The sequence below is a fragment of the Sulfuritalea hydrogenivorans sk43H genome, from assembly GCF_000828635.1.
GTDB classification, from domain to species: Bacteria; Pseudomonadota; Gammaproteobacteria; order Burkholderiales; family Rhodocyclaceae; genus Sulfuritalea; species Sulfuritalea hydrogenivorans.
Map to the genome: position 1 here is coordinate 1098957 of NZ_AP012547.1, position 25776 is coordinate 1124732.

At 60.2% G+C, this 25776-nt stretch carries 25 protein-coding genes; 10 read left to right on the top strand and 15 right to left on the bottom strand.

The window, feature by feature from the left end:
* Positions 1–11: 11 nt before the first annotated feature.
* Both rpmB and radC read right to left on the bottom strand, forming a co-directional pair.
* Positions 12–248 (bottom strand): 50S ribosomal protein L28, encoded by a 237-nt coding sequence (gene rpmB, locus SUTH_RS05330; RefSeq protein WP_041097639.1) that lies wholly within the window; start codon positions 246–248, stop codon positions 12–14.
* A 74-nt stretch (positions 249–322) separates the two neighbouring features.
* Positions 323–1003 carry a RadC family protein gene (gene radC / locus SUTH_RS05335; RefSeq protein ID WP_041097641.1) on the bottom strand — a complete coding sequence of 227 codons (681 nt, stop codon included), beginning with the start codon at positions 1001–1003 and terminating at the stop codon, positions 323–325.
* Positions 1004–1049: 46 nt separating this feature from the next.
* On the opposite strand from radC, the gene coaBC reads away from it, so the two are divergent.
* The 3 genes from coaBC to SUTH_RS05350 are packed head-to-tail and all read left to right on the top strand — an operon-like array spanning position 1050 to position 3343.
* Positions 1050–2252: a bifunctional phosphopantothenoylcysteine decarboxylase/phosphopantothenate--cysteine ligase CoaBC gene (gene coaBC / locus SUTH_RS05340; RefSeq protein WP_041097643.1), complete on the top strand. Its 1203-nt coding sequence runs from the start codon at positions 1050–1052 to the stop codon at positions 2250–2252.
* On the top strand, positions 2239–2697 hold the full coding sequence (dut, locus tag SUTH_RS05345) for a dUTP diphosphatase (protein WP_041097645.1): 459 nt from the start codon (positions 2239–2241) through the stop codon (positions 2695–2697). Before coaBC ends, dut begins: the two co-directional genes overlap by 14 nt.
* On the top strand, positions 2687–3343 hold the full coding sequence (locus tag SUTH_RS05350) for a c-type cytochrome (protein ID WP_197539648.1): 657 nt from the start codon (positions 2687–2689) through the stop codon (positions 3341–3343). Before dut ends, SUTH_RS05350 begins: the two co-directional genes overlap by 11 nt.
* Positions 3344–3441: 98 nt before the next feature.
* Here the strand turns inward: SUTH_RS05350 and SUTH_RS05355 are convergent, their stop codons facing one another.
* From SUTH_RS05355 to aceB, 4 genes are all read right to left on the bottom strand, one after another.
* On the bottom strand, positions 3442–4722 hold the full coding sequence (locus SUTH_RS05355; protein WP_041097649.1) for an NAD(P)/FAD-dependent oxidoreductase: 1281 nt from the start codon (positions 4720–4722) through the stop codon (positions 3442–3444).
* 13 nt (positions 4723–4735) lie between these two features.
* The gene (locus tag SUTH_RS05360; protein WP_041097651.1) at positions 4736–5314 is read right to left on the bottom strand and encodes a c-type cytochrome; all 579 of its coding nucleotides are present in this window, start codon (positions 5312–5314) and stop codon (positions 4736–4738) included.
* A gap of 52 nt (positions 5315–5366) precedes the next feature.
* Entirely contained in the window at positions 5367–7046 is a 1680-nt protein-coding gene (locus tag SUTH_RS19580) for a NapC/NirT family cytochrome c (RefSeq protein WP_052473287.1), read from the bottom strand.
* 389 nt (positions 7047–7435) lie between these two features.
* The gene (gene aceB, locus SUTH_RS05370; protein ID WP_041097653.1) at positions 7436–9028 is read right to left on the bottom strand and encodes a malate synthase A; all 1593 of its coding nucleotides are present in this window, start codon (positions 9026–9028) and stop codon (positions 7436–7438) included.
* A 105-nt stretch (positions 9029–9133) separates the two neighbouring features.
* On the opposite strand from aceB, the gene SUTH_RS05375 reads away from it, so the two are divergent.
* Positions 9134–10036, top strand: a complete 903-nt coding sequence (locus SUTH_RS05375) for a LysR family transcriptional regulator (protein WP_041097655.1) — start codon at positions 9134–9136, stop codon at positions 10034–10036.
* A gap of 22 nt (positions 10037–10058) precedes the next feature.
* Here SUTH_RS05375 and SUTH_RS05380 read toward each other — a convergent pair whose 3' ends face one another.
* The 5 genes from SUTH_RS05380 to clpS all read right to left on the bottom strand — a co-directional run bounded on the left by SUTH_RS05380 (position 10059) and on the right by clpS (position 15712).
* Entirely contained in the window at positions 10059–10916 is an 858-nt protein-coding gene (locus SUTH_RS05380) for an alpha/beta hydrolase (RefSeq protein ID WP_231851104.1), read from the bottom strand.
* Between the two features lie 118 nt (positions 10917–11034).
* Positions 11035–12345 (bottom strand): isocitrate lyase, encoded by a 1311-nt coding sequence (gene aceA / locus SUTH_RS05385; RefSeq protein ID WP_041097659.1) that lies wholly within the window; start codon positions 12343–12345, stop codon positions 11035–11037.
* 227 nt (positions 12346–12572) lie between these two features.
* Positions 12573–13052: a ribonuclease E activity regulator RraA gene (gene rraA, locus SUTH_RS05390; protein WP_041097661.1), complete on the bottom strand. Its 480-nt coding sequence runs from the start codon at positions 13050–13052 to the stop codon at positions 12573–12575.
* Between the two features lie 63 nt (positions 13053–13115).
* Positions 13116–15392 carry an ATP-dependent Clp protease ATP-binding subunit ClpA gene (gene clpA, locus SUTH_RS05395; RefSeq protein ID WP_041097663.1) on the bottom strand — a complete coding sequence of 759 codons (2277 nt, stop codon included), beginning with the start codon at positions 15390–15392 and terminating at the stop codon, positions 13116–13118.
* Positions 15392–15712 carry an ATP-dependent Clp protease adapter ClpS gene (gene clpS / locus SUTH_RS05400; protein ID WP_041097665.1) on the bottom strand — a complete coding sequence of 107 codons (321 nt, stop codon included), beginning with the start codon at positions 15710–15712 and terminating at the stop codon, positions 15392–15394. The genes clpA and clpS overlap by 1 nt, the downstream gene beginning before the upstream one ends.
* Before the next feature lie 363 nt (positions 15713–16075).
* Between clpS and SUTH_RS05405 the strand changes: the two genes are divergently transcribed.
* Positions 16076–16279: a cold-shock protein gene (locus tag SUTH_RS05405; RefSeq protein ID WP_041097667.1), complete on the top strand. Its 204-nt coding sequence runs from the start codon at positions 16076–16078 to the stop codon at positions 16277–16279.
* A gap of 109 nt (positions 16280–16388) precedes the next feature.
* Here the strand turns inward: SUTH_RS05405 and icd are convergent, their stop codons facing one another.
* Positions 16389–17618 (bottom strand): NADP-dependent isocitrate dehydrogenase, encoded by a 1230-nt coding sequence (icd, locus tag SUTH_RS05410; RefSeq protein WP_041097669.1) that lies wholly within the window; start codon positions 17616–17618, stop codon positions 16389–16391.
* Between the two features lie 159 nt (positions 17619–17777).
* Here icd and aceK point away from each other — a divergent pair, with 159 nt between their 5' ends.
* The 4 genes from aceK to SUTH_RS05430 all read left to right on the top strand — a co-directional run bounded on the left by aceK (position 17778) and on the right by SUTH_RS05430 (position 21001).
* Positions 17778–19550, top strand: a complete 1773-nt coding sequence (aceK, locus tag SUTH_RS05415; protein ID WP_041097671.1) for a bifunctional isocitrate dehydrogenase kinase/phosphatase — start codon at positions 17778–17780, stop codon at positions 19548–19550.
* The gene (locus tag SUTH_RS05420) at positions 19547–20191 is read left to right on the top strand and encodes a pseudouridine synthase (RefSeq protein WP_084207533.1); all 645 of its coding nucleotides are present in this window, start codon (positions 19547–19549) and stop codon (positions 20189–20191) included. Before aceK ends, SUTH_RS05420 begins: the two co-directional genes overlap by 4 nt.
* The gene (locus SUTH_RS19585; RefSeq protein ID WP_041097673.1) at positions 20188–20409 is read left to right on the top strand and encodes a hypothetical protein; all 222 of its coding nucleotides are present in this window, start codon (positions 20188–20190) and stop codon (positions 20407–20409) included. Before SUTH_RS05420 ends, SUTH_RS19585 begins: the two co-directional genes overlap by 4 nt.
* Positions 20410–20584: 175 nt before the next feature.
* The gene (locus tag SUTH_RS05430; protein ID WP_231851136.1) at positions 20585–21001 is read left to right on the top strand and encodes a DUF192 domain-containing protein; all 417 of its coding nucleotides are present in this window, start codon (positions 20585–20587) and stop codon (positions 20999–21001) included.
* Between the two features lie 22 nt (positions 21002–21023).
* Here the strand turns inward: SUTH_RS05430 and SUTH_RS05435 are convergent, their stop codons facing one another.
* From SUTH_RS05435 to xseA, 3 genes are all read right to left on the bottom strand, one after another.
* Positions 21024–21224 carry a SlyX family protein gene (locus SUTH_RS05435; protein WP_041097676.1) on the bottom strand — a complete coding sequence of 67 codons (201 nt, stop codon included), beginning with the start codon at positions 21222–21224 and terminating at the stop codon, positions 21024–21026.
* An 82-nt stretch (positions 21225–21306) separates the two neighbouring features.
* Entirely contained in the window at positions 21307–21891 is a 585-nt protein-coding gene (locus SUTH_RS05440; RefSeq protein WP_041097678.1) for a superoxide dismutase, read from the bottom strand.
* 78 nt (positions 21892–21969) lie between these two features.
* Positions 21970–23301, bottom strand: a complete 1332-nt coding sequence (gene xseA / locus SUTH_RS05445) for an exodeoxyribonuclease VII large subunit (RefSeq protein ID WP_041097680.1) — start codon at positions 23299–23301, stop codon at positions 21970–21972.
* Positions 23302–23627: 326 nt separating this feature from the next.
* Between xseA and SUTH_RS05450 the strand changes: the two genes are divergently transcribed.
* Positions 23628–25613: an SEL1-like repeat protein gene (locus tag SUTH_RS05450; RefSeq protein ID WP_171817318.1), complete on the top strand. Its 1986-nt coding sequence runs from the start codon at positions 23628–23630 to the stop codon at positions 25611–25613.
* Positions 25614–25776: the final 163 nt, after the last annotated feature.

Sequence of the window (25776 nt, forward strand, 5' to 3'; positions counted from 1 at the left end):
GCTTTCTCCTGTTAGACGCGCTCGCCGCGCTCACGCAGCTCGGCGAGGACAACGTCGATGCCCTTCTTGTCGATGGTGCGCAGACCGGCGTTTGACACGCGCAGGCTGACCCAGCGGTTTTCGGTTTCGATCCAGAAGCGGCGGCTGTGCAGGTTAGGCAGAAAGCGACGCTTGGTCTTGTTGTTGGCGTGGGAGACGTTGTTCCCTACCATCGGGGCCTTGCCCGTCACTTGACATACGCGAGACATGTGATGCTCCTGAATGCTGATTTAGCAAAGCTCGCTAGTTTACCAAAGATTTGCTTGAAAACTCAATCCTTTTCTCAAATCAAACCGCGTTCTGCAAAGGACAGGGGATTCGCGCCGCCGGTGACGATGAAATGATCCAGCAGTTTCACATCTATCAGCAATAACGCCTGCTTCAGCGATGAAGTGAGCACTTCGTCGGCGCGCGAGGGTTCGGCAAGGCCCGACGGGTGGTTGTGCGCCAGGATGACGGCTCCGGCGTTGTTTGCGAGTGCACGCTTGACGACTTCGCGCGGATAGACGCTGGTCTGGGTCAGCGTGCCACGAAAGAGTTCTTCGCTGGCGATCAGCCGGTTCTGGGAATCCAGCCACAGCGCAACGAAAACCTCGTGCTGCAGGCTGCCCAGCGACAGGCGCAGCCAGTCGCGGACTGCCTGCGGCGAAGCCAGGGCATCTTTCAGTTTCAGCGGGCCGGCGAGCGCGCGTCGCGCCAGTTCGAGTGTGGCGGCAAGCTGGGCGGCTTTGGCGGGCCCGATGCCGGGCAGTCGGGCAAGCTCTTTCGTGCTGGCGGCGGCAAGACGGGCCAGGTCGCCATCGAAGCTGGCCAGCAGGTCGCGGGCCAGATCCACCGCACTCTTGCCGCGGATCCCGACGCGCAGAAAGATCGCCAGCAGTTCGGCGTCGGACAGGGCCGCCGCGCCCTGCTGTACCAGCCGTTCGCGCGGGCGTTCTGCCGCGGGCCAATCGCATATGGCCATGGTTTAGAATCCCCGCTTGAGTGCCGATTGGCGGGATTTTAATGTCATGAACGAATTTCAGGGCAAACGGATTGTGCTGGGCGTGACCGGCGGCGTCGCGGCCTACAAGGCGGCCGAGCTGGTGCGTTTGCTGGTCAAGGCCGGCGCGGAAGTGGATGTTGCACTGACGGCGGCAGGCGCCCAGTTCGTCGGCGCGGCAAGCTTCCAGGCGCTCACCGGTCGCCGCGTCTGGCAGGCGTTATGGGACGAGCGCATGGACAACGGCATGGCGCACATCGATCTCACGCGCGGTGCGGCTGCCCTGCTGGTGGCGCCGGCGACGGCGGACTTTCTCGCCAAGCTCGCGCACGGCTTCGCCGATGACTTGCTATCCACGCTTTGCCTGGCGCGCGATTGTCCCCTGCTGGTGGCGCCGGCCATGAACCGCCAGATGTGGGAAAACCCGGCAACGCAACGCAACGTCGGCCAACTGCGCGTCGATGGCGTGAGCGTTCTCGGCCCCGCGCACGGCGAACAGGCCTGCGGCGAGGTGGGCGATGGGCGCATGCTGGAGGCCGGCGAACTGTTTGACGATCTGCATGCCTTCCTGTTGCCGAAGGTGCTGGCCGGCAAACGCGTACTGCTGACCGCCGGGCCGACCTTTGAAGCCCTTGATCCGGTACGCGGCCTGACCAACTCCAGCTCCGGCAAGATGGGTTTCGCGCTGGCACGTGCTTGCGCTGCTGCGGGGGCGCAGGTAACGCTGGTGGCCGGGCCGGTGTCGCTCGCCACGCCACGCGGGGTGCGGCGGATGGATGTGCAAAGCGCCGCGCAAATGCGCGAGGCGGTGTTGCAGGCGCTGCCGGGGCAGGACATCTTCATTGGCGTGGCGGCGGTGGCCGACTACCGGCCACGACAAACTGCGGCACACAAGATCAAGAAGGGCACATCCAGCCTTACCCTCGAACTCGACGCCAATCCCGATATCATCGCCGAAGTGGCGGCACGGTCCGATGCGCCGTTTTGCGTCGGCTTTGCCGCCGAGAGCCGGGATTTGGCAACCTACGCCGAAGGCAAGCGGGTGGGGAAAAAACTCGGGCTGGTGGTCGGCAATCTGATTCAGGATGGGCTGGGCGGCGACACCAACGCCGTGACCCTGTTCGACGCAACGGGTGCGCATGTTTTGCCGCCTGCCGACAAGTCGGAGGTGGCGCGCGGCATCGTCGCGCACATCGCCGCGCTTATGGAGACGCCGCATGGCCAGCATTGATCTCAAGATACTCGACGCCCGGCTGAGGGAAAAGCCTTACGCCCCGCAATACGCCACGCCGGGGTCGGCCGGCATCGACTTGCGCGCCTGCATCGAGATGGCAATCAAGATTCATCCAGGCGAGACGATTCTGGTTCCCACGGGCATCGCCATCCATCTGTCCGACCCAGGTTTGGCGGCAATGATCCTGCCGCGCTCGGGGCTGGGCCACAAGCACGGAATCGTGCTGGGCAACCTGGTTGGGTTGATCGACTCCGATTATCAAGGCGAGGTTTTCGTCTCGACCTGGAATCGCGGCCACGATACTTTTACATTGAATCCGCTGGATCGCCTGGCGCAGTTGGTCGTGGTGCCGGTGGTGCAGGTGAGCTTCAATGTCGTAGATGAATTTCCCGTCAGCGAACGGGGGACTGGCGGCTTCGGCAGTACGGGCGTTGGCGGATAAATTTCAGGCTGTGCAAGGAGCGATGCCCATGATTTCATTTGTCAGATCGTTGTCGGCTTTGGGTGCCTGCATGATCTCGTTGCACGTCGCCGCGGCTCCTTCCGGGCCGGCGGTTTCTCCGCGTGTCGCGGAGATCGTCGCTTCACGCTGCGCCTTGTGCCATGGGCCGGAAGGTGAAAGCGCCAGTGCGGTTTATCCGCGTCTTGCCGCGCAGCATCCTGACTACATCATCAAGCAATTGAAGGATTTTCGCGACGGGCGCCGCAAGAGCGAGACCATGACGGACATGGTGAAGGACCTGAAGGACGATGAGATCGCCGGCCTGGCGGCCTATTTTGCGAGCAAGAAGGCGGCAGCACGCCAGCCCGGAGACGTTGATTTCGCGGGGGTGGGCAGGTTTATTTTCCAGCGTGGCAATCCTTATTCCGGGGTGCCGGCCTGTACATCGTGTCACGGCATCAACGGGCACGGAACCCAGCAGCTTCCACGCCTGGCCGGGCAGCATCCGGCCTATCTGGAAATCCAGCTGAAGGAATTCACCAAGCGCGAGCGGACCAATGACAATGCCGTGATGCACACGGTTGCATCCAAACTGACCGAACTGGAGACGCGCGCCGTCGCGATCTATATCGGCAGCCTGCAGTAGCGTTTGCCGCCGTCCCGCCAGCGCCGACTCTTGACGGGGCGGCGCCAAAAACAAACCCCGCCGTAGCGGGGTTTGTTTTTTGAGGCGGACAACGTCAATCAGGTCGACATTTCGGTCAGGATGTTCCGCAGCCAGCTTTCGGCATAGGTCGCCTCGATCTTCGACATCGAGTAGTCCGCAGGCGAAACGCCCCCGGAATTCGGGACGGCAATGATCTTGCCCTCCTTGACCGCGTAAACGCCGGCAACGCTGATCGCATCCTTGTCGGTGATGTAGCTGTAGCAGGTATTGATGCCCGACAGGTCCGTGGTCTCCTTGCCGTTAATCAGCGCCACCACATTGGTGGCGCAGACCTTGGCTTCGGAATTGGCCGAATAGCCTGACTTTGGCATCGGACCCGCGATGCAGGCGTCGCCAATGACATGGATACCGGCCTGCTTGGTCGATTCAAAGGTGGTCTGATTGACCGGGCACCAGTTCTTGTCATCGCCGACGAGGCCGGCAGCAACCGCGATGTGTCCGGCGCGCTGTGACGGAATCACGTTGATGACGTCGCCCTTGACCTCTTCGAGCCCTTCGACCATGACCGCCATCGCCTTCGGATCAACTTCGGTAACCTTCTTGGCCGGGCGGTAGTCGATGATGCCTTCGTAGTTGTCCTTCCAGCCCTTCTTGAACAGGGGACCCTTGGAGGTGATGTCCGGGTTGGCATCGAGCACGACGATTTTCGACTTCGGCTTGTTGTGCTTGAGGTAGTGCGCAATCATGCTGGTGCGCTCGTAAGGCCCGGGCGGGCAGCGGTAGGGCGCCAGCGGCACGGTCATTACCACGGTGCCGCCGTCCTTCATGGCCACCAATTGCTTGCGCAGCAGCACGGTCTGCGGACCGGCTTTCCACGCATGCGGCATGACTTCCATGGCCGCTGCGTCATAGCCCTTCATTTCTTCAAGACGGAAATCAATGCCGGGGGATACCACGAGGCGATCGTAGGTGATCGTTCCCTTGGATGTGGTGACCGATTTTGCGGCCGCATCGATGGCGGTAACTTCTGCCTGCACGACCTTGACGCCGTGATTGGCGGCGAGTTTGTCGTACTTGATGGTCAGCGGGGTGAGGTCCTTGAGGATGCCGCCGATGTAGAGGTTGCTGAACGGGCATGAAACGAAATGGTCGTTGCGTTCGATCATCACCACTTCAATGCTCTTGTCCATCATGCGGATGTACTTGGCGGCGATCGTGCCGCCATAGCCGCCACCGATCACGACAACGCGCTTGCCCGACTTGGGCATCAACTCGGCGGCACGGCCGATCAACGGCAAGCCTGCCGTACCGGCGCCTGCACCGACCAACTTCAGAAAACTTCTGCGATCCAGAGTCATGTTGTGTTCTCCCTTATTTAACGCTGGCGTAGAAGTGCAAGAGGGCGTCCAGGTCTTCCTTGGACATCGGATCGACCTTCTCTTTCATTTTTTCCGGCATCTTGCGCTTGCCAGACAGGTAGTCGGCCATTTGCATCTGCATGTACGGCAGCCATTGGCTGGCCATGGCCGGCGTGTCGTCCTTGCCTTCCTTGCCATCTTCGATGTGGCAGCGGCCGCAGTTGGATTCCTGCAGGCTGGCGCCCTTGGCGATCTTCGCCTTGTCGAGCGCCTGGGTGGTCGCGTGGAGTTTCTGCTTGGAGAAGAACTCGGCCATCGCAGTGATCTCGGCGTCGCTGTAGCCCTTGGCCAGGCGTCCCATGATCGATCCGGAGCGCTCGCCGCTCTTGAACTTCTTCATGGCGACCGTAATGGCTTCCTTCGACTGGCCGGCCAGGCTCGGCATCGTCGGACCCGCGCTGCCGCCGTTGGTGCCATGGCATCCCGCGCAGGCATTGGACAGCATCGCCGCCGTGGGCGGTGCCGCCTGTGCCACTGCGGATATCGCCAGGACGCCGGTAGCCAGCGCCCATTCTCTCCACTTCATCATCATTTTGTCTCCTCCTTGGTGTTGATGACTGTGCTGCTGAAAAATGCTTCCCCTCTTATTGCTTCTGTACGTCGATATAGTTCTTGACGCCGGGATTCGGCTTGTCGAGACCGAACTGATAGCCCAGTGAGACATAGTGATAACGGGCGTTGGTAAAGTCTTCGTGAATCGCGAAGCCGAAGTTATACACCTTATCGGCAGTAATGGCATGGTTGCCCTTGCCACCGCCAGCAAGGGTGCGTTCGAAAGTCACGATCCACTTGTTGCCTTCCTTCTTGCCTTCGGCCTTGAGCTGGCTCTTGCCGCCGTCCATGTGGCGCTCGCTGTCGACCCAGCCGTCGACCGGGCCCAGCCCCTTGCCGCTGCGGAACTGGATCAGGTCCATGAACTTGCCGCCGGCGAGATCGGCATCCTTGATGTATTTGGTCTTCTTGTCGTCCTTGGCATCCTTCATGGTGCGCAGGTCTACGTGACAGGTGGCCCAGCAGCCATTGATCTCGCTGCCTTCGACCGTGCCGCCGCCGTCGAACATCATGGTGAGCTTGACTTCGTTCTTCGGGTCCATCTTCTTGTCGCCATTTTTCGGCGGTACCCATTCGAAGCGGAAATAGATCTTGTTGCCGTCGTGGGTGGTCTGGAATGTGACCGGGATGAACCCTACCTTGCCGGCGGGCGGGTTCGGCTCCATCACGGTCTTGGAAACGCCCACCGGCTTGCCGGCCACGATGGCCGCGCCGACTTCGTTGGCATCTCCTTCGTGGCATTTGGCGCAGGCGCGCTTCTTTTCGATGATGTCCGCCGCGGACGAATGATCGGCCTTGTTCATCACCCACTCGAGACCGGCCTGGCCTGGGTAGAAGACCTTGACCTGGCGAGCCGGGACCTTGCTCCAGTCCAGCGCGGTGATTGCGCTGGCGGCGGGTGCGGCGGCACCGGCGGGTTCTGCCTTTGGCGTTGCCTTGGCGGGCTGAGTCGGTGCTGCGGCGACGGCCGTGGCGGTCGCTGGTGCAGCAGCGGGCGCGCTGGGTGCAGTCACCGGGGCGGCTGCGGCCTCGACCTTGGGTGCTGTCGGCGCTTCGGCTTGAGCTGGTGCCGCAGTGCCAGCGGCCGCTGCGCCAGCCGGAGCCGGGCCGCCTTCCAGCAGATGATGCACCGGCTTGTGCGCTATGCCCTTGTGGCAGTCGATGCAGGTCTTGCCGTCCTGAACCGCGCCTTCATGCTTGACGGCGGAGCGATCCTTCTGCTTCGTCGTGTCCATCTTGTCGAACTTGTGGCAGTTGCGGCACTCCTTCGAGTCCGTTTCCTTCATGTGCGCCCAGACGCGCTTGGCCATGGTCAGGCGATAGGCCTCGAACTTCTCCGGCGTGTCGATGGTGCCCAGGATCTGGCCGATCACGTCCTTGGAAGCGAAGACTTTCTGCGTCAGCTTGCGTGCGTAGTCGAAGGGTTCCTTGCTGCTGGCAACATGGCAATCGGCGCAACCGACGCTGGTGCCGGTACGGTTGCTGTAGTGCACCGTCTTCTTGAGCTCCTCGAAGGGCGTCTGCATGGTGTGGCAGGAGAGGCAGAACTCGGTGCGGTTGGTATATTCGACACCCGTATTGAGCAGACCCCAGATACCGATGCCGCCCAGCACGCCGATCACGATCATGCGAAACATCGAGCATTTCGGCGGGTTCCGAAGGCGCTTGAAAAAGCCTTCCTTGAGTTCGGCTTGTTGAGCTTCGTCTGCCATTGTTCAAATCCAAATTGGGCGTTTGCCACGGACGGCAAAGCGTCTGATTTTGAGTCAATGGAAATAGCAAGACACGCTCAGCATTGAACAGTGCAATGCTTGCTGATGCCCTGCCTATCTCCTCCAATGCAACGTCATGCCAGCGTTACGATTGCGTGTATTGGAATTATTACAGGCCCGTGGAGGCAGGCGAGCAAAAAAAGTGATTGCCCCATCGACACGGCTATTTTTAGGCTTCACTAATGCTAAGGCCTATTTTTTTAAGCATAGAGCAAGTTTGGCCGGCCAGTGAATTCTGCCGCGTCAACGCAAAGCGGCGCTCGGATTGATCCGTGCGCCGCCATTGCCGCCGTCCTGCCAGCGCCGACTCTCGCCGGCGACAGCGATCCTTACTCCATCGCCTCGTACAGCGGCAGCGTGAGAAATTCGGGATAACTGTCGGCCAGCGACATTTCCTCGAATATCTTTGCGGCCTGATCGTAGGTTTCGGTCTTCTCGCCCTGGGCGGTGACGGTCGCTTTCACTTTCGCCAGTTCCTCGGGAATGATGGCGCGCACCATGTCGGCCGTGACCTTGCGGCCGTCATCGAGCTTGCCCTTGGGGCTGACTACCCACTGCCACACCTGCGAGCGGCTGATCTCGGCGGTGGCCGCGTCTTCCATCAGATTGTGGATGGGCACGCAGCCGTTGCCGGCGAGCCAGCTGCCGAGGTAGTGGATGCCGACGTTGATGTTGTTGCGCACGCCGGCTTCGGTGATGGGCTGCTCGGGCTGGAAGTTGAGCCAGTCCTTGGGGCCGAAGTTCTCGTCGCGCTGCTTTTCCCACTGGTTGGGACGCTCGCCGAGCACCTTCTGGAATTCTTCCGCGGCGATCGGCACCAGGCCCGGATGGGCCACCCAGCCGCCGTCGAAGCCGTCGTTGGCGTCGCGCGTCTTGTCGTGGCGAATGCCGGCCAGCGCCTTTTCATTCGCTACCGGATCATTCTTGATCGGGATCAGCGCGCTCATGCCGCCGATGGCCGGCGCGCCGCGCTTGTGGCAGGCTTTGACCAGCGACAGCGCGTAGCTGCGCATGAAGGGCACTTCCATGGTGATGGCGCCGCGGTTGGCGAGGCAGAAATCCTTGTTGCGCTTGAACTTCTTGATGCAGGAGAAGATGTAGTCCCAGCGTCCCGCATTGAGGCCGGCGCTGTGCTGGCGCAGTTCGTAGAGGATTTCTTCGAGTTCGAAGGTGGCGAGGATGGTTTCGATCAGCACGGTGGCCTTGATCGTGCCCTGCGGCAGGCCGATCTCGTTTTGCGCCATGACGAAGATGTCGTTCCACAGGCGGGCTTCAAGATGACTTTCCATCTTCGGCAGATAGAAGAAGGGGCCGGCGCCGCGGGCGATCTGTTCCTTGGCGTTGTGGAAGAGGAACAGGGCGAAATCGAAGACGCCGCCGGAGACGCGCTGGCCGTCGATCAGCACATGCTTCTCGTCCAGATGCCAGCCGCGCGGCCGCACCTGCAGGGTGGCGATCTTGTCGTTGAGCTTGTATTCCTTGCCGGCCTCATTCTTGAAGCTGAGTTCGCGGCGGATGGCCTTGTAGAGGTTGACCTGACCCTGGATCTGGTTGTCCCACTTCGGGCTGTTGGAATCCTCGAAGTCGGTCATGTAGCTGTCCGCCCCGGAGTTGTAGGCGTTGATGATCATCTTGGCTTCGACCGGGCCGGTAATCTCGGTGCGACGGCGCTCCAGGGCTTTCGGCAGCGGCGCAATCTTCCAATCGCCTTCGCGGATGCTCTTCGTCTCGGGCAGGAAGTCGGGCATTTCGCCGGCATCGATGCGCGCCTGGCGGGCGACGCGGGCCTTGAGCAGTTCCTGGCGGCGCGGCTCGAACGCACGGTGCAATTTGGCGACCAGCGCCATGGCTTCGGGCGTAAGAATCTTCGCGTAGTCGGCGGTGATGGGGGCGTTGATCTGAACGCCGGCGGGCAGGCTCATGAGGGACTCCTAGATGTGGGTTGCGGCAATGAGTGAATTGTATTCTTGCCAATTCGGATACAGAAGCTATGATTCGATCAATTGATTAGTGACGAATAGTATCGAATGGATCAGTTCAAGCAGATTTCTGCCTTTGTCGGTGTCGCAAGTCGCGGCAACATGTCGGCCACCGCTCGTGCCGAGGGGGTGACCCCGGCCATCATTGGCCGGCGCCTCGATGCGCTGGAAGAGCGCCTCGGTGTCAAGCTGCTGTTGCGCACCACGCGGCGGATTTCGCTGACGTTCGAAGGTGCTGCGTTTCTCGAGGATTGCCAGCGCATCCTGCGCGAACTGGCGGACGCGGAAGGGGCGGTGAGCCTGGGCGGCATCCGTCCCGGTGGACACTTGAAGATCTCGGCGCCGGCGGGCTTCGGCCGGCGTCACGTGGCGCCATTGCTCAAGCGCTTCGTCGAAGACAATCCGGACGTGACGGTACGGCTTGATTTGTCCGACCGGCTGGTTGACCTGGTGGAGGAGAACGTTGATTGCGCCATACGGATCGGCGATCTGGCGGATTCGAGCCTGATCAGCATCCGGCTCGGCGAAATGCAGCGCGTGGTGGTCGCCAGCCCGGCCTACATCGCGAAATTCGGCGTGCCGCCAGCGCCGACTTCTCTCGCCGAGCACAACTGCCTGTCGCTGCGCCAGCAACGCGGCTGGACCCTGCGCGTCGAGGGCGAGGTACGGCTGGTGAAGGTGAGCGGCAACTTCGAATGCAACGATGGCGCGGTGCTGCACGACTGGGCATTGGACGGCAAGGGGCTGGCCTGGCGTTCGCTGTGGGAAGTCGGTGCCGACATCGCGGCCGGGCGGCTGGTGACCGTCCTGGATGAATTCGCCGCGCCCGCGGTCGGCATCCATGCCGTCGTGCCGCAGCGCCGCCATCTGCCGCTGCGTGTCAGGCTGTTCATCGATCTGCTGAAGGCCAACTGGCGCGATCCGGCTTACTGGGCGGCGACCGGCGCTTGACCGGCTACGAAACCTCAATCGCTCACGGCAAGACCGGTTGCAGGAATCCGTCGAACTGCCGGATCCAGTCTTCCCGGCCGAAGACGAAACCGTCATTGTGGCCGCCCTCGACTTCCAGAAACTGTTTCGGCGGCCGGGCGGCTTCGAACAGGCGCCGGCCGTGGGTGTAGGGAATGATGTCGTCGTTGCGGCTGTGGATCACCAGCAGCGGACACGCAATTTCCTCCAGGCGCGCGAGGCTGTCATAGCGGATGTGGGCGAGCCAGTGTATCGGCAGCAGCGGATACAGTTCGGCGCCCAAGTCGGGGACGGAGGTGAAGGTCGAGGCAAGCACCAGCGCGGCAGGATGCGTCTTTGCCGCCAGTTGCGCGGCCACGCCGCCTCCCAATGACTCGCCGAAGAGGACGATGCGGCCGGCAGGAAACCCGAGTACTTGTGTCGCATGGAGCCACGCCGCTTCGGCATCACGATAGGTGCCTTGCTCTGACGGGCTGCCGCTGCTCTTGCCGTAGCCGCGGTAATCCATGATCAGCGTCGCCAGGCCGAGGTCATGGAACATGCGCAGATAGTCGAGCCGGTGAGCGATGTTGCCGGCATTGCCGTGGAAGAAGACCACGAGGCCGCGCGCCTCGCGTTTCGTGCCGGCCGGCACAAACCAGCCGTCGAGGTTTTCGCCGTCGGCAGTCGTCAGCTTCAGCGGGGTAAATGGCAGACCGATATCGGTCGGGCTGGCGCGGTAGTCGCGATCGATCTCGGGCAGGAAAACCATGGAACCCTGCCTGAAATAGATCAGGGCCATCAGGCCGAGATAAATCAGCAGAACGATCTGGAGTGCCGACCAAAACATCGAGGAGAGCTTTCCGGGGTGCCGAGCGGTCATCAATGGATCACATCCAGGCGGGTTTTCGCAGGCCAGTCAGGCGACTACTCTAACCCACAAAAAAATGCCGCACCGGTTTCCCGGTGCGGCATTCTTGCGAATGCTGTCCGCTTGCTGCTTAGTGGAACTGCTCTTCTTCGGTCGAGCCGGTCAGCGCCTTGACGCTGGACGAACCACCCTGGATCACGGTGGTGACGTCGTCGAAGTAGCCGACGCCGACTTCCTGCTGGTGCGAAACGAAGGTGTAGCCCTTGTCGCGTGCGGCGAATTCCGGCTCCTGCACCATGTTCACGTAGTGCTTCATGCCTTCGCCGCGGGCGTAGGCGTGGGCGAACTGGAAGGTGTTGAACCAGTTGATATGGATGCCGGCCAAGGTGATGAACTGGTACTTGTAGCCGAGCGCCGAGAGTTCTTCCTGGAAGGAGGCGATCTGCGAGTCGGACAGGTTCTTCTTCCAGTTGAAGGATGGCGAGCAGTTGTAGGACAGCAGCTTGCCGGGGCAGGCGGCGAGCACGGCCTGGGCGAATTCGCGGGCGAAACCGATATCCGGCACGCCGGTTTCACACCACACCAGATCGGCGTAGGGTGCGTAGGCGATGCCCCGGCTGATCGACTGTTCGAGGCCGTTCTTGACGCGATAGAAGCCTTCCTGGGTGCGCTCGCCGGTGATGAAGGGCTTGTCGTTGGCGTCGTAGTCGCTGGTGATCAGGTTCGCGGCCTCGGCATCGGTACGGGCCAGGATGATGGTCGGCACGCCCATGGTGTCGGCGGCGAAACGGGCGGAGATGAGCTTTTCAACGGCTTCACGGGTAGGAACGAGCACCTTGCCGCCCATGTGGCCGCACTTCTTCACGGCGGCCAGCTGGTCTTCGAAGTGCACACCGGCGGCACCGGCAGCGATCATGTTCTTCATCAGTTCGAAGGCGTTGAGCACGCCGCCGAAACCGGCCTCGGCGTCAGCCACGATCGGCAGGAAGAAGTCGATGTATTCCTTGTCGCCCGGATTGATGCCGCGGCTCCACTGGATTTCGTCAGCGCGCTTGAACGTGTTGTTGATGCGGCGGACCATGGTCGGCACCGAGTCATAGGCGTACAGCGACTGGTCCGGGTACATGGTTTCGGAAGTGTTGCCGTCGGCGGCGACCTGCCAGCCCGACAGATAGACGGCCTCAAGGCCGGCCTTGGCTTGCTGCATGGCCTGACCGGCACTGATGGCGCCGAAGGCATTGACGTAGCCCTTCTTGGCACCGCCATTGACCTTGGCCCACAGGGTTTCGGCACCGCGCTTGGCCAGCGTGTATTCGATGGGAAGGGAGCCGCGCAGGCGAACTACGTCTTCAGCGGAGTAACCGCGCTTGACGCCTTTCCAGCGGGGATTCTCTTTCCAGTCCTTTTCCAGGGCTGCGACTTGTGCTTTGCGATCGGTCATGTTCAATCCTCTGAGGGTCATTGTCGAAGGGGATGCTCCAAGCGGGAGCGGTGCCGACAGTATAAAGAGGATTTTGCGATGCAGCAATAGTCTTATATAAGACTAGCCGATTTTCTTTTTTTGTTATTTAACAAGCCACTGGGGGTCGCATTTCGTAATGCGAGAAGCGTTTCGCGATAATAAAGGCGCTTTGGCTTTGTTGATATATGTCTTATATAAGACATTGGCTAATGAAGGGGCGTAGCGCTGACAATGACGCCGTCTTCGTCCGCATAGAGCCATTCGTCAGGAGTGAATGTCACTCCGCCAAAGGTAACCGGAATATCGCTTTCGCCGACGTTTTTCTTTACGGTTTTCATCGGATGGGTGTCGATCGCAAATACGCCGATATCCATCTCGCCGATTGCGCGGGAATCACGAATGCAGCCATAGACGATCACGCCGGCCCAGCCGTTCTTGACGCCCAGCGCCGCGAGTTGGTCGCCGACCAGGGCGCGTCGCAAACTGCCCCCGCCATCGATCACGAGAACGCGGCCCTCGCCAGGGGATTCGAGTGCCTTTCTGACCAGTGAGTTGTCTTCAAAAAGCTTGAGTGTGGCAATGCGGCCAAAAAAGGCGGTACGCCCGCCAAAACTGTTGAACATGGGTTCAACGACACGTACCTTTTCTTCATGGGCGTCGCAGAGATCGGTGGTAAGCAAGTCCATGGCGTAGCGCTAAACAATGAAAAAGGGGAAAGGCCCCGGCAGCGACACTACATTCGCACCTTGTCAGGACTGGATTGCAGAGGGGACTGCAGGCGTGCTGGCCGTCTCTTCGAAATTGAGCACGATTTTCTCGTGCTCATCGATATCAATGGTGATGCGACCGCCATGCACCAGCCGGCCGAACAGCAATTCGTCGGCGAGTGCGGAGCGGATCGTGTCCTGAATCAGACGCGCCATCGGACGTGCGCCCATCAGGGGGTCGAAACCCTTCTCTGCCAGCCAGGCACGCAGCGAGTCGGTGAATATCGCCTCGACCTTCTTCTCGTGCAACTGGCCTTCGAGCTGCATGAGGAACTTGTCCACCACGCGCAGGATGATTTCCGCATCCAGTGCGCGGAACGAGATGATGGCATCCAGCCGGTTGCGGAATTCCGGCGTGAACATGCGCTTGATGTCGCCCATCTCATCGCCCGGCCCCTTGCTGGTGGTGAAGCCGATGCTGGTTTTTTGCAGGGCTTCGGCGCCGGCGTTGGTGGTCATGACAATCACCACATTGCGGAAGTCCGCCTTGCGGCCGTTGTTGTCAGTCAATGTGCCATGGTCCATCACCTGCAGCAGGATGTTGAACACTTCCGGATGCGCTTTCTCGATTTCATCCAGCAGCAGCACCGCGTGCGGCTTCTTGGTTACCGCTTCGGTGAGCAGGCCGCCCTGGTCGAAGCCGACATATCCGGGAGGTGCGCCGATCAGCCGGCTCACCGCGTGGCGTTCCATGTACTCGGACATGTCGAAGCGGATCAGCTCGATGCCCATGCCATAGGCCAGCTGGCGGGCAACCTCGGTCTTGCCAACGCCGGTGGGCCCGGAGAACAGGAAACAGCCGATGGGCTTCTGCGGGTCGCCCAGACCCGAGCGCGACATCTTGATTGCCTTGGCCAGTGCATCAATGGCGGCTTCCTGGCCGAAGACCATGTTCTTCAGGTCGCGGTCGAGATTCTTCAGCGCCGATCGATCGTCAGCGGAAACATGCTGCGGCGGGATACGCGCAATCTTGGCGACGATGTCTTCAATTTCCAGTTTGCCGATGGTCTTCTTCTGCTTCGACTTGGGCAGTATCCGCTGGGCGGCACCGGCTTCGTCGATGACGTCGATCGCCTTGTCAGGCAGGTGACGGTCATTGATGTACTTGGCCGCCAGTTCCGCGGCGCTGGAAATGGCCGCGGCGGAATACTTGACGCCGTGGTGCTCCTCGAAACGGGACTTGAGGCCACGCAGGATCGAGACGGTTTCATCCACGGAAGGCTCATTGACGTCGACCTTCTGGAAGCGGCGAGACAGCGCATGATCCTTTTCGAACACGCCGCGGAATTCCGCGTAGGTCGTGGCGCCGATGCACTTCAGGGTGCCGGACGACAAGGCCGGCTTGAGCAGATTGGAAGCGTCCATGGTGCCGCCCGATGCCGCGCCCGCACCGATCAAGGTGTGAATCTCGTCAATGAACAAAATGGCGTTCGGGTTGTCGGCCAGCTGCTTGAGGACACCCTTCAGACGCTGCTCGAAGTCGCCGCGATACTTGGTTCCGGCCAGGAGGGCACCCATGTCCAGGCAATAGACCGTTGCGTTGGCAAGAATCTCCGGAACACGTCCTTCAACAATATGAAGTGCCAGTCCTTCTGCGATGGCTGTTTTGCCAACGCCCGCTTCGCCAACCAGCAGCGGGTTGTTCTTGCGGCGGCGGCACAGGGTCTGGATCACCCGCTCCAGTTCCTTGTCGCGGCCAATCAGGGGATCGATCTTCCCGGCCAGTGCGAACTGGTTGAGGTTCTGTGTAAAACTTTCCAGAGCCCCCGCTTTTTCCTGGGTTTCGACATCGGTCTCGACCGGCTCGTCCTTGCCTTTGGGCTGAGGTGTCTTGGTGATTCCGTGCGAGATGAAGTTAACCACGTCCAGTCGCGTGACGTTCTGGCGCTGCAGGAAAAATACGGCGTGCGAATCCTTTTCGCCGAAGATGGCAACCAGCACGTTCGCCCCGGTGACTTCCTTCTTTCCCGAGGACTGCACATGGAGGATCGCGCGCTGGATCACTCGCTGGAAGCCGAGTGTCGGTTGCGTGTCGATCTCGTCGCTGCCGGCCACGGTCGGCGTGTGCTCATTGATGAAGGTCAGAAGTTCCTTGCGGAGGCCTTCTATATCCGCGGCGCAGGCACGCAACACTTCAGCGGCAGAGGGGTTGTCCAGCAATGCCAGCAGCAGATGCTCGACGGTGATGAATTCATGGCGTTTTTGTCGGGCTTCGACAAAGGCCATGTGCAAGCTGACTTCGAGTTCCTGGGCAATCATCAATTTTCCTCCATCACGCAAGCCAGCGGATGCTGGTGTCGACGTGCAAATTCGCTCACCTGCTCAACTTTGGTCGCAGCTACATCACGAGGATACACTCCACAGGCACCCTTTCCTTCGCGATGAACCTTGAGCATGACTTGCGTCGATTGCTCGCGCGACAAACCAAAAAACTTCTCCAGCACCACTACGACGAAGTCCATCGGAGTGAAATCGTCATTGAGCAGCAATACCTTGTACATCGGTGGCGGCTTGGTGCGGCTCTGTTCCGGTGCCAATGCGGCACTATCCCCCGGCCCGACTTGCTTGCGTGTAACCATGAATTGATTCTAATGTGATTCCCGTACAGTTCAACACCACGAAAAGGAGGGGAATAGGGCATCGATAAATGTGAATTTTGGGGTGATTTTCATATATGCAAGGGTCCCGCATGTGCGATGCAGCATCGAAAGTTGTTGACGCTGCTTGACAATGTGCGTAAAACGCGCAAGGTGTTTAGTTCAAATTCCCTCGCAGTGACCTTCGGTCGTCTCACAGTCTGTCAGTTTGCAGCTCCTCTGAATCGCCGCTTGGCCCCCTCTGCTATTTCGAAATTGAGCTTTAAACATGCCCCGGCCGGGGTGCGGTGTTTTGCAGCCCGCAGCGGTGGCCGATTCGTTCGTTTTTGATTAAGGAAAAGTTACATGGCAACTGGTACTGTTAAGTGGTTCAACGACGCCAAAGGTTTTGGCTTTATTACCCCGGATGACGGCAGCGAAGATCTGTTCGCGCATTTCTCGGCCATCAACATGGCTGGGTTCAAGTCCCTCAAGGAAGGCGACAAGGTGACTTTTGACGTGGTGCAAGGCCCCAAAGGCAAGCAGGCGTCGAACATTCAGAAGCCTTGATGTCCTGATCATTTCGGCGGCCGGATAATTTCGGCTCCGAAAGAACAAAGCCCGTCCGACGTAAGAATCGGACGGGCTTTGTTTTTAGTGCGGCTAGCCGCTTCGTGGCTTACATCCGGTCAATCATCGCCTGGCCGAACGCCGAGCATTTCACTTCCTTGGCACCTTCCATGAGGCGTGCAAAGTCGTAGGTCACAACTTTGTCGCCGATGGCCGCTTCCATTGACTTGATGATGAGATCGGCGGCTTCCACCCAGCCCATGTGGCGCAACATCATTTCTGCCGAAAGGATGAGGGAACCGGGATTTACGTAGTCCTTGCCGGCGTATTTCGGCGCTGTGCCGTGAGTGGCCTCGAAACAGGCGTACAAATCGGAAATGTTGGCGCCCGGGGCAATGCCAATGCCGCCAACCTGGGCTGCCAATGCATCGGAAATGTAGTCGCCATTGAGGTTGAGCGTGGCGATGACGTCATACTCGGCCGGGCGCAACAATATCTGCTGCAGGAAGGCGTCGGCAATGGCGTCCTTGATGACGATGCCGTTGGGCAGCTTCAACCACGGGCCGCCGTCGATTTCCACACCGCCGAATTCGTTCTTCGCCAGAGCATATGCCCAGTCACGGAAACCGCCCTCCGTGTACTTCATGATGTTGCCCTTGTGCACAATCGTCACGGACTTGCGCTTGTTGGCAATCGCGTAGTTCACGGCTGCGCGCATCAGACGCTCGGTGCCTTCACGCGAAACCGGCTTGATGCCAATGCCAGAGGTGTTGGGGAAGCGAATCTTTGTTACGCCCATTTCCTCCTGGAGGAACTTGATCAGCTTCCTGGCGGGCGCCGATTCGGCCTGCCACTCGATGCCGCAGTAAATGTCTTCGGTGTTCTCGCGGAAGATCACCATGTCGGTCTTGCTTGGATCCTTGAGCGGGGAGGGGATGCCCCTGAAGTAGCGTACAGGCCTCACGCACTGGTACAAATCCATTTCCTGCCGCAAGGCGACATTGAGCGAACGGATACCGCCCCCGACCGGGGTGGTCAACGGCCCCTTGATGGAGACAGAGTATTCCTTGCAAGCAGTGATTGTCTCCGCCGGCAGCCAGACATCCGGGCCGTACAGCCGGGTGGCCTTTTCTCCGGCATAGACCTCCATCCATGAAATCTTGCGCTTGCCGCCGTAGGATTTCTGTACGGCGGCATCCACCACTTTTTGCATGACTGGCGTGATGTCCACACCAATGCCGTCGCCTTCGATGAAGGGAATGACCGGATTGTCGGGAATCGGCTGACCTGGAATGATTTTCTGGCCTTGTGCGGGAACCTTGATAAGGGAAGTGCTCATGCCTGCTCCGTTATTTGTGTGTTGAAAATCGAGAGGGATGCGGGATAGACCGAGGTCGATTATCCTCCAAATCACACCGTGCTGCTGTCGGCTTCGTCGTCAGGCGATGGCTGTGCTCGCTGGTAGAATCGATTCGGTTCGCCTACCGAGATTTTCTTCATGGCCGCCGATCCCTCCGATACCCTGATCGCCGAATCCATCGCCAATGTTCTTGTCGATGGATTCAACAAGCACTATCGCCTGTTTCATGAAAGTTCGGCGCTTGCCAAGCAACGCTTCGAAGAGGCGCAGTGGCCGGAGGCGCAGCAGGCAGTTCGGGACCGCATCCAGTTTTATGACGATCGCGTCAAGGAGACCACGGACAAACTCCATCGCGCGTTCAACGCCGACAGCTTGAGCGACACCGTCTGGCAGCAGGCGAAGCTCCAGTACATAGGTTTGCTGACCAACCACAAGCAGCCCGAGTTGGCGGAAACATTCTTCAATTCGGTGTTTTGCCAGATTCTTCATCGAACCTATTTCCACAACGATTTCATTTTCGTACGCCCGGCGGTGTCTACCGAATACATCGAGTCCGAGCCGCCAACCTATCGTTGCTACTATCCGAATGAAGCGGGTTTTCGCACGTCGATTCGTCAAGTGTTTGTCGATTTTGGCTGGACGAGGGAATTTGACGACCTGGATCGGGATGTCGACTTCATTTTGCGCAGCATTGAATCTCATCTCGAAACCGTTCCGGCTCGTGAGGCCAACCTGCAGATACAGGTACTCAACTCGGCTTTCTATCGCAACAAGGGCGCCTATGTAATCGGCAAGGCCGTCAATGGTGCGTTTGAGTATCCATTTACTGTTCCCGTACTGCATTCGCCGGATGGCAAGCTCTATCTGGATACGATCATTCTTGACGCCTGGCGGATCGGAGTGCTGTTTTCACTTTCGCGCGCCTACTTCATGGTCGATATGGAAGTACCTTCGGGCTACGTCCAGTTTTTGCGGTCGATCATGCCCAACAAGCCGCGCTCGGAGCTTTACACCATGCTCGGCCTGGGCAAGCAGGGCAAGACGATGTTTTTCCGAGACCTGATATTTCATTTGCATCATTCGGCAGACCAGTTCATCGTCGCGCCCGGCATACGCGGCCTGGTCATGCTGGTGTTTACCCTGCCGTCCTACCCCTATGTGTTCAAGGTCATCAAGGACGTTTTCGGCAGTTCGAAGGAGGTCGATCACGACACGGTACGGCGCAAGTATCAACTGGTGAAGCAGGTCGATCGCGTCGGCCGCATGGCGGACACCCTCGAGTTTTCAAAAGTAGCCCTGCCGCGCAAGCGTTTTTCGCAGGAATTGATCGATGAACTCTACAAGGAAGTGCCGTCCCTGATCGAAGAAGATGGCGACGACCTGATCATCAAGCATCTTTACATCGAGCGGCGCATGGAGCCGCTTAACATCTACCTTGAGAAGGCCGAAAAAGCGGGACGCGACGATCAGGTGGAGCATGCGGTGTGCGAATACGGCAATGCCATCCGGGAGCTGGCGATCGCCAATATTTTCCCCGGCGACATGTTGTGGAAAAACTTCGGCGTCACTCGCTACGGGCGTGTCGTGTTTTATGACTACGATGAAATCGAGTACATGACTGATTGCAGGTTTCGGCGAATTCCACCACCGCCAAATTTCGAGGCCGAAATGTCGGGTGAGGTCTGGTATTCGGTGTCGAGGCTGGATGTGTTTCCCGAGGAATTCGAAACCTTTCTTCTGGTGTCGGACAAGATTCGCGACGCCTTCATGCGTCATCACTCCGACCTGTTCGATGCGTCGTTCTGGCAGGACACGCAAGAGCAGATTCGCAAGGGCGCAGTACAGGATTTCTTTCCCTATCCGGAGTCACAGCGCTTCTGCAACGTTTTTGGCAGCGGTTGTTCGGCTTGAGTCGCGTCATCCTCTTCAACAAGCCGTATGGCGTCCTGACCCAGTTTACCGATGCGGACGGGCGGCCCACGCTGGCTGACTACATCCCCATTCCCAAGGTTTATGCTGCCGGACGGCTGGATGCCGATTCGGAAGGCTTGGTGGTATTGACTGATGATGGCGCCCTGCAAACACGGATTGCCGACCCTCGCCACAAACTGGCAAAGCGGTACCTGGTTCAGGTTGATGGCTTGCCTACAGACGCGGCCCTGCACAAACTCAAGACAGGGGTTGATCTTGGCGACTTTCGCACACGGCCCTGTCAAGTGTTCCGCATTGACGAGCCAGCAGGCCTTTGGCCACGAAATCCGCCGATCCGGTATCGGGCGGCGATTCCGACCAGTTGGCTGGAAATCGTCCTGCGGGAGGGGAAGAACCGTCAAGTCAGGCGCATGACGGCCAGCGCAGGATTTCCGACGCTCAGGCTGATTCGCTGGCAGGTCGGCGAGTGGACCCTGGAAGGACTTGCGCCCGGTCAGTGGAGGGAAATTGAAATTTCAGGTCAACCTGGTTCAATGCAGCGCGTTAATGTGTCTAACGCCTCGAAAAATCGTGGTGTTATCAATACCCTACCTATACACAAATTAAAGGAAACACTATGAACAAGCTTCTCGCTACCCTGGTTGCCGGCCTGATCGCCACTTCCGCTTTCGCCGCTGATGCTCCGAAGGCCGCCGCCGCTCCGGCCGCTGCTCCCGCTGCCGCCGCCGCTCCGGCTGCTGCTCCGGCCGCTGAAAAGAAGGCTGAAGCCGCTCCGGCCAAGGCTGAAAAGAAGGCCAAGAAGGCCAAGAAGGCCAAGAAAGCTGAAGCCGCCAAGTAATTCCCCGTTTCGGGAAAAAAATGGCAGGGAAACCTGCCATTTTTTTTGCCTGTCGGCAGCCGAAAATTTCATTTAAGCTGTTGATCCAGCGGATTTTGAGTTCTTCCGGAAGACCTTGTTCGGGCTTTCGTAATGGAGATTGATCATGTTTGTCAGGATGGCCCTGATAGTGTCGATGCTGGTGACTGGCATGTCCAGTCGGGCCCAGCAGCCGCAACTGCCCTTGGTCGAGTTGCTGGCCGGGATGCATCGCATCGAGGCCGAAGTCGCGGCGACTTCCGAGAGCAGGCAAATCGGGATGATGCAGCGCACAGTGATGCCGCCTCACCGTGGCATGCTGTTCGTGTTCCCCGAGATGGCGAAGCATTGCATGTGGATGCGCAATACGCTCCTGCCGTTGTCGGTTGCCTTCCTTGATGAAAAAGGCGGGATCATCAACATCGAGGACATGCAGCCGAGGACCGAAGTGAATCATTGTGCGACCAGGCCCGCGCGCTACGCCCTTGAGATGAATCTGGGCTGGTTCAGGAGCCGTGGTCTGGGTGCCGGATTCGCGATCACCGGAATCGAAAAGCTGCCTTCCGGTCGCTGAGGAACGCCGCGCCGGACTGACCTCAGTAGTGCGGCGGGATTTCGTCGCGCAAATTGCGCGGTTCGGTCGGGTCCGTCGGCTGCATCAGTTGGTACAACTCGCGGATCTGTGCCTGCAGCAGATCAATTTGCTGCTGCTGCCTGAAGATGGTGCGGTTGAGTTCTTCCAGGTGATCCTCGCTCAGAGCAAGCTTGATCTCGAGCTCCGTAATTCTGGATTCCATTGTGATTCCTCTTGTAAAAGCAAAGGGCGCCTTCCGGGCGCCCTTCGCTGATTACGACATTGCTCTGACGCCGATGGCGTGATCAGGCAAAATTCTTCGCCGCAAAATCCCAGTTTGCCAGGGAGGCGAGGAAGGTCTCGACGAACTTGGGCCGGGCATTGCGGTAATCGATGTAATAGGCGTGTTCCCAAACGTCGATGGTCAGCAGCGCCTTGTTTTCGGTATTCAGCGGTGTGCCGGCACCGGAGGTGTTGACGATATCGACGGAGCCATCCGGCTTCTTCACCAGCCAGGTCCAGCCCGATCCGAAGTTGCCGACGGCTGAGGCCTGGAAGGCTTTCTTGAACTCGTCGAAGCTGCCCCACTTCTTGTTGATCGCATCAGCCAGCGCGCCGGTCGGCGTGCCGCCACCGCCGACTTTCATGCTGTTCCAGAAGAAACTGTGGTTCCAGACCTGGGCCGAGTTGTTGAAAATGCCGCCGGCCGGAGCTTTCTTGATGATGGCCTCGAGGTCGAGACTCTCGTACTCGGTACCCTTGATCAGATTGTTGAGATTGGTGGCGTAAGCCTGATGGTGCTTGCCGTAGTGATATTCGAAGGTTTCCTTCGAAATGTGCGGAGCGAGGGCATCCATCGCGTAGGGCAGGGGGGGAAGGGTATGTTCCATTTGGATTCTCCTGATGCTGTGGGGGTGAGGGCGATAAAGTTGACTATTATAGTCAGGAATATTTCAGGTGGCAATTAGTCATCGGTCGGTAGTACTGCTCAGGATGCTGGCCTCGGCTGTACCGCGCGCTAGATGGAGGCTGACGGTTTGACCCGCATGCAAGCCGGCCGCGTCGGTGATCAGCTTGCCGTCGGCGTCGCGAATGATTGAAAAGCCGCGCGCCAGGGTTGCTTCCGGATTCAGGTGCATCAGTGCCGTTCCGATGTTTTCGAGTGCATTCCGGCGTTTCTGCTGTTGCGCGCGAAGGGCTGCATCCAGTCGCTGCGCCAGCATGCCGATGAACCCGCTGCGTTTCTCGGTGCGGGGAATCGTGCGTCCCAGTCCCAGTGCGGCACGGTTCAAGCGTTCCCGATGGCGACGCAGGCCGTGCGCCATCGACGCATCCAGTTGCGACCCGCGCAGCGCAAGTCGGCTGCGCGCTTGCGCCAGCCTTGTCGCCGGGTGAATCAGGCGCAGCGACAGGTTGTCCAGCCCCTGCTGCTGTCGGGCGATGCGGTATTGCATGGATCGGCCCAGTGCCGTTCCCAGGCCTGCAATTTCTCCAGTCGCCTCGTGCCATCCTTGCGTGACCAGTTCGGCAGCCGCGGTGGGCGTTGCGGCACGCAGGTCGGAGACGTAATCAATGATCGTGGTATCCGTTTCGTGCCCGACGCCGCTGACAGTCGGCAGCGGACTGGCGGCGATAGCGCGCGCCACGATTTCTTCGTTGAACGCCCATAGGTCTTCGATGCTGCCGCCGCCGCGCACGATCAGCAGCAGATCGCATTCATTGCGCTGGCCTGCCACGGTGATGGCCTTGGCAATTTCTTCGGCGGCGTGATCGCCCTGCACCAGAGTCGGATAAAGGATCGCTGTCAGGTGCGGCGCGCGACGCTTGAGCGCCACCAGGCCATCGTGCAAGGCTGCGGCGCGGGGCGAACTGATGATCCCGATGCGGTGCGGGAAGCGCGGCAGCGGCCGCTTGCGCCCGGCTTCAAAAAGCCCTTCGGCCTCCAGCCTGGCCTTCAATCTGGCGAAGGCCTCGAACAGTCGTCCGAGTCCGGCGCGGCGCAAGGCTTCGACGTTCAACTGGTAGTCACCACGCGGCTCATAGAGCGAGACCAGGGCGCGCGCTTCGACCTGCTGCCCGTTTTCCAGTCGCCAGGGAATTGACTGGGCGCGGGAGCGGAACATCACACACCGTGCCTGGGCGTTTTCATCCTTCAGCGAGAAATAGACATGACCTGAGGCGGCGCGGGTCAGGTTGGAAATTTCTCCCGACACCCAGAGTAGCGGGAACTCCCGTTCCAGGGTCTGGCGCGCCAGCCGGTTGAGCTCGCTGATGCTGACGACAGTTGCGGGATCGAACATGGATTGGAGGCCCGGAGCCTAGGATCAACGCAATGGAAAAATTGTACAGCATCCACACATTGCGCCGGCCCGCACGGCAGGACATGCAAAGCCTCACTCTTGCTCGGTGCCTCCGTGTAACTTTATGATTAATTGTGATGTTTTCTTTGCTCCGAAATTGCTCGAAAAATGGAAAGCCCTTGCGGGAGGCCGGCTTAGCGCGTTATTCGCACTGCGATCCACAAACTTATCCACAGATTTTGTGGATAAGCTGCCCACTGTTCCCTCGCTTTGCAACGGGGCCAATCGACTACTGTACGCGGCATGTTCCGGTCCCGCTTTCCCGCATGAGCCATTCCCTGATTCCGCTACCCGCAGGGGCCTTGATCGGCCTGCTGCGCGAGGCGCTTGAAAGTACGCTGGTCGAACGCGGCGTCGGGCAGGGACTGGAGCTGCTCGGTCACGCCGAAGAATTCTGGGCGGCCTTGCCGCTGATGGAACTGCGGCGCATGGCCGAGGCCGGGAATCGCAATGCGCAAGCCGAACTGGCCTGGCGGCATGCCGTCGGCGAAGGCGTAACCAAGTCCCATGCCACCGCGCTTCGCTGGGCCTCGGCCAGTGCCGAACACGGCTGTCCGGCGGGTGAGGCCGTGCTGGGCTGGCTGCTGTACCAGGGCTTTGGGTTGCCGCGCGATTACAACGAGGCGGTGCGCTTGTTCGACTCGGCGGCACGGCAGGGTGACACGCGCGGCATGACGTGGCTGGCCTTGTGCCTGCTGCGCGGTCACGGAGTGAGTGTGGATGCGCCCCGCGCCGCCGGCCTGTTCGAGCAGGCCGGACAAAAAGGCGCACGTCTGGCCCAGTACTGGCGGGGCCGTGTGCTGTATTTCGGCATCGGCATCGAACGCGATTTTTCGGCTGCCGTGCATTGGTTGCACCTGGCCGCCGCACAAGGAGAATCAAGCGCGAAGGACTTGCTCGCGCGTTGTTGCTTCTTCGGCCGCGGCTGCGATCAGGACCGTGCCGCTGCGGCAGGCTATTGGCGTCAGGCGGCCGCCGATGGGGTCGTCAGCGCAAGCTTCTGTCTGGGCATGTGCCTGTATGCCGGCGAAGGATTGCCTGCCGACGCTGCCGAAGCGGTGACCCATTTCCGTGTCGCGGCACGCAAGGGGCTGGCCGGCGCGATGTTTCTCCTGGGTCAGTGCCATACCTTCGGCTTCGGCGTCACGCGCGATCCGGAGGCTGGTGTCGCCTGGTATCGGCGTGCCGCGGAAAAGGGCAGTCGCGAGGCCGAGTTTGAAATGGGCGAGTGCCTCGCCCAGGGGGTCGGCGCCGCGAGCCGTGACTACGAAGAGGCCTTGCGCTGGTGGCGCATGGCCGCACGCCGTGGCCATGCGCGGGCGCGCATCAAGATTGCCCATGCCTATCGCTGGGGCGATGGCGTTGCCGAAAACAAGGCGCTGGCGCTGGCGTGGTATCGGCGGGCGGCGGAGCAGGGCGACATTTCAGCGCGGGTCTGGCTGGGCGAGTGTTACGAGCACGGCGAAGGTGTGCGCGCCGATGCGAGTGTTGCCCTGACGCACTACCAGGCGGCGGCCGAAGCGGGCGATGCGCATGGGCAGGCCGAATACGGCCGCTGCCTGCTGCTCGGCATCGGCTGCGAGGCGCAGCCCGCGCGCGGTGAAGCCTTGCTGCGCAAAGCCGCGGGGGCTGGCTGGGCGCAGGCGCTGAAGGAACTCGAACGCCACGGTTTTGCGCAGGGGGAGCGCTTGCTGCGCGCCGCAACAAGTGCCGATGACCAGCGATTGATTGAAGCGGTCGCTTGCTTTCGCAGCGCCGCCGAACTCGGACATCGTCGAGCTGCTTTCATGCTTGCCGAGTGCCTGCGCCATGGCACCGGCACGGCTGTCGATGTGCCGCAGGCGATCATCTGGTACCGCAAGGCGGCGACGTTGTTCGATGCAAAGATCGTGCTTGGCGACCTGTTCTATTTCGGCCAGGGCGTGCCGCGCAATCTGCGCGAAGCCTTGCGCTGGTATGAGCAGGCGGCGACTCACGAAGATCCGTATGCGATGTACAGCCTTGGCTATTGCCTGCTGCATGGAGAGGGCGCGCCACGCGATCCCCGCGCCGGCGTGCACTGGCTGCGACAGGCGGCTTTGCAGGGGGAGGCGGATGCGCAGTATGAACTGGGCCTGGCGTACTACCGCGGCGACGGCTTGAAGGAAAGTTTGCGGCTGGCGGCGAAGTGGCTGCGGGCGGCGGCCCGTCTCGGTCATAACCCGGCGCGCGCCTTTCTGGAACGCATGGAGCGCGGCAGCCGGCTCAGCTAACGCTCATTCCGCGTTGGCGGCACCCACAGCAAATGAAACACGCGAAAACGAAGTTTCAGTGGAGGCTAACGCCGGCATCATCGGCGTTAAGCGTAGCGGCCGTAACTAAAGGCAAATTGAAGCCCCCCCCACCCCCGTCCCCGCCCCAGGGCGGGGCTACTGT

Bases quoted from the DNA above. Each gene is read 5' to 3' on its own strand.
- rpmB (WP_041097639.1), bottom strand. From the start codon at position 248: ATGTCTCGCGTATGTCAAGTGACGGGCAAGGCCCCGATGGTAGGGAAC.
- radC (WP_041097641.1), bottom strand. From the start codon at position 1,003: ATGGCCATATGCGATTGGCCCGCGGCAGAACGCCCGCGCGAACGGCTG.
- coaBC (WP_041097643.1), top strand. From the start codon at position 1,050: ATGAACGAATTTCAGGGCAAACGGATTGTGCTGGGCGTGACCGGCGGC.
- dut (WP_041097645.1), top strand. From the start codon at position 2,239: ATGGCCAGCATTGATCTCAAGATACTCGACGCCCGGCTGAGGGAAAAG.
- SUTH_RS05355 (WP_041097649.1), bottom strand. From the start codon at position 4,722: ATGACTCTGGATCGCAGAAGTTTTCTGAAGTTGGTCGGTGCAGGCGCC.
- SUTH_RS05360 (WP_041097651.1), bottom strand. From the start codon at position 5,314: ATGATGATGAAGTGGAGAGAATGGGCGCTGGCTACCGGCGTCCTGGCG.
- SUTH_RS19580 (WP_052473287.1), bottom strand. From the start codon at position 7,046: ATGGCAGACGAAGCTCAACAAGCCGAACTCAAGGAAGGCTTTTTCAAG.
- aceB (WP_041097653.1), bottom strand. From the start codon at position 9,028: ATGAGCCTGCCCGCCGGCGTTCAGATCAACGCCCCCATCACCGCCGAC.
- SUTH_RS05375 (WP_041097655.1), top strand. From the start codon at position 9,134: ATGGATCAGTTCAAGCAGATTTCTGCCTTTGTCGGTGTCGCAAGTCGC.
- SUTH_RS05380 (WP_231851104.1), bottom strand. From the start codon at position 10,916: ATGACCGCTCGGCACCCCGGAAAGCTCTCCTCGATGTTTTGGTCGGCA.
- aceA (WP_041097659.1), bottom strand. From the start codon at position 12,345: ATGACCGATCGCAAAGCACAAGTCGCAGCCCTGGAAAAGGACTGGAAA.
- rraA (WP_041097661.1), bottom strand. From the start codon at position 13,052: ATGGACTTGCTTACCACCGATCTCTGCGACGCCCATGAAGAAAAGGTA.
- clpA (WP_041097663.1), bottom strand. From the start codon at position 15,392: ATGATTGCCCAGGAACTCGAAGTCAGCTTGCACATGGCCTTTGTCGAA.
- clpS (WP_041097665.1), bottom strand. From the start codon at position 15,712: ATGGTTACACGCAAGCAAGTCGGGCCGGGGGATAGTGCCGCATTGGCA.
- SUTH_RS05405 (WP_041097667.1), top strand. From the start codon at position 16,076: ATGGCAACTGGTACTGTTAAGTGGTTCAACGACGCCAAAGGTTTTGGC.
- icd (WP_041097669.1), bottom strand. From the start codon at position 17,618: ATGAGCACTTCCCTTATCAAGGTTCCCGCACAAGGCCAGAAAATCATT.
- aceK (WP_041097671.1), top strand. From the start codon at position 17,778: ATGGCCGCCGATCCCTCCGATACCCTGATCGCCGAATCCATCGCCAAT.
- SUTH_RS19585 (WP_041097673.1), top strand. From the start codon at position 20,188: ATGAACAAGCTTCTCGCTACCCTGGTTGCCGGCCTGATCGCCACTTCC.
- SUTH_RS05430 (WP_231851136.1), top strand. From the start codon at position 20,585: ATGCTGGTGACTGGCATGTCCAGTCGGGCCCAGCAGCCGCAACTGCCC.
- SUTH_RS05435 (WP_041097676.1), bottom strand. From the start codon at position 21,224: ATGGAATCCAGAATTACGGAGCTCGAGATCAAGCTTGCTCTGAGCGAG.
- SUTH_RS05440 (WP_041097678.1), bottom strand. From the start codon at position 21,891: ATGGAACATACCCTTCCCCCCCTGCCCTACGCGATGGATGCCCTCGCT.
- xseA (WP_041097680.1), bottom strand. From the start codon at position 23,301: ATGTTCGATCCCGCAACTGTCGTCAGCATCAGCGAGCTCAACCGGCTG.
- SUTH_RS05450 (WP_171817318.1), top strand. From the start codon at position 23,628: ATGAGCCATTCCCTGATTCCGCTACCCGCAGGGGCCTTGATCGGCCTG.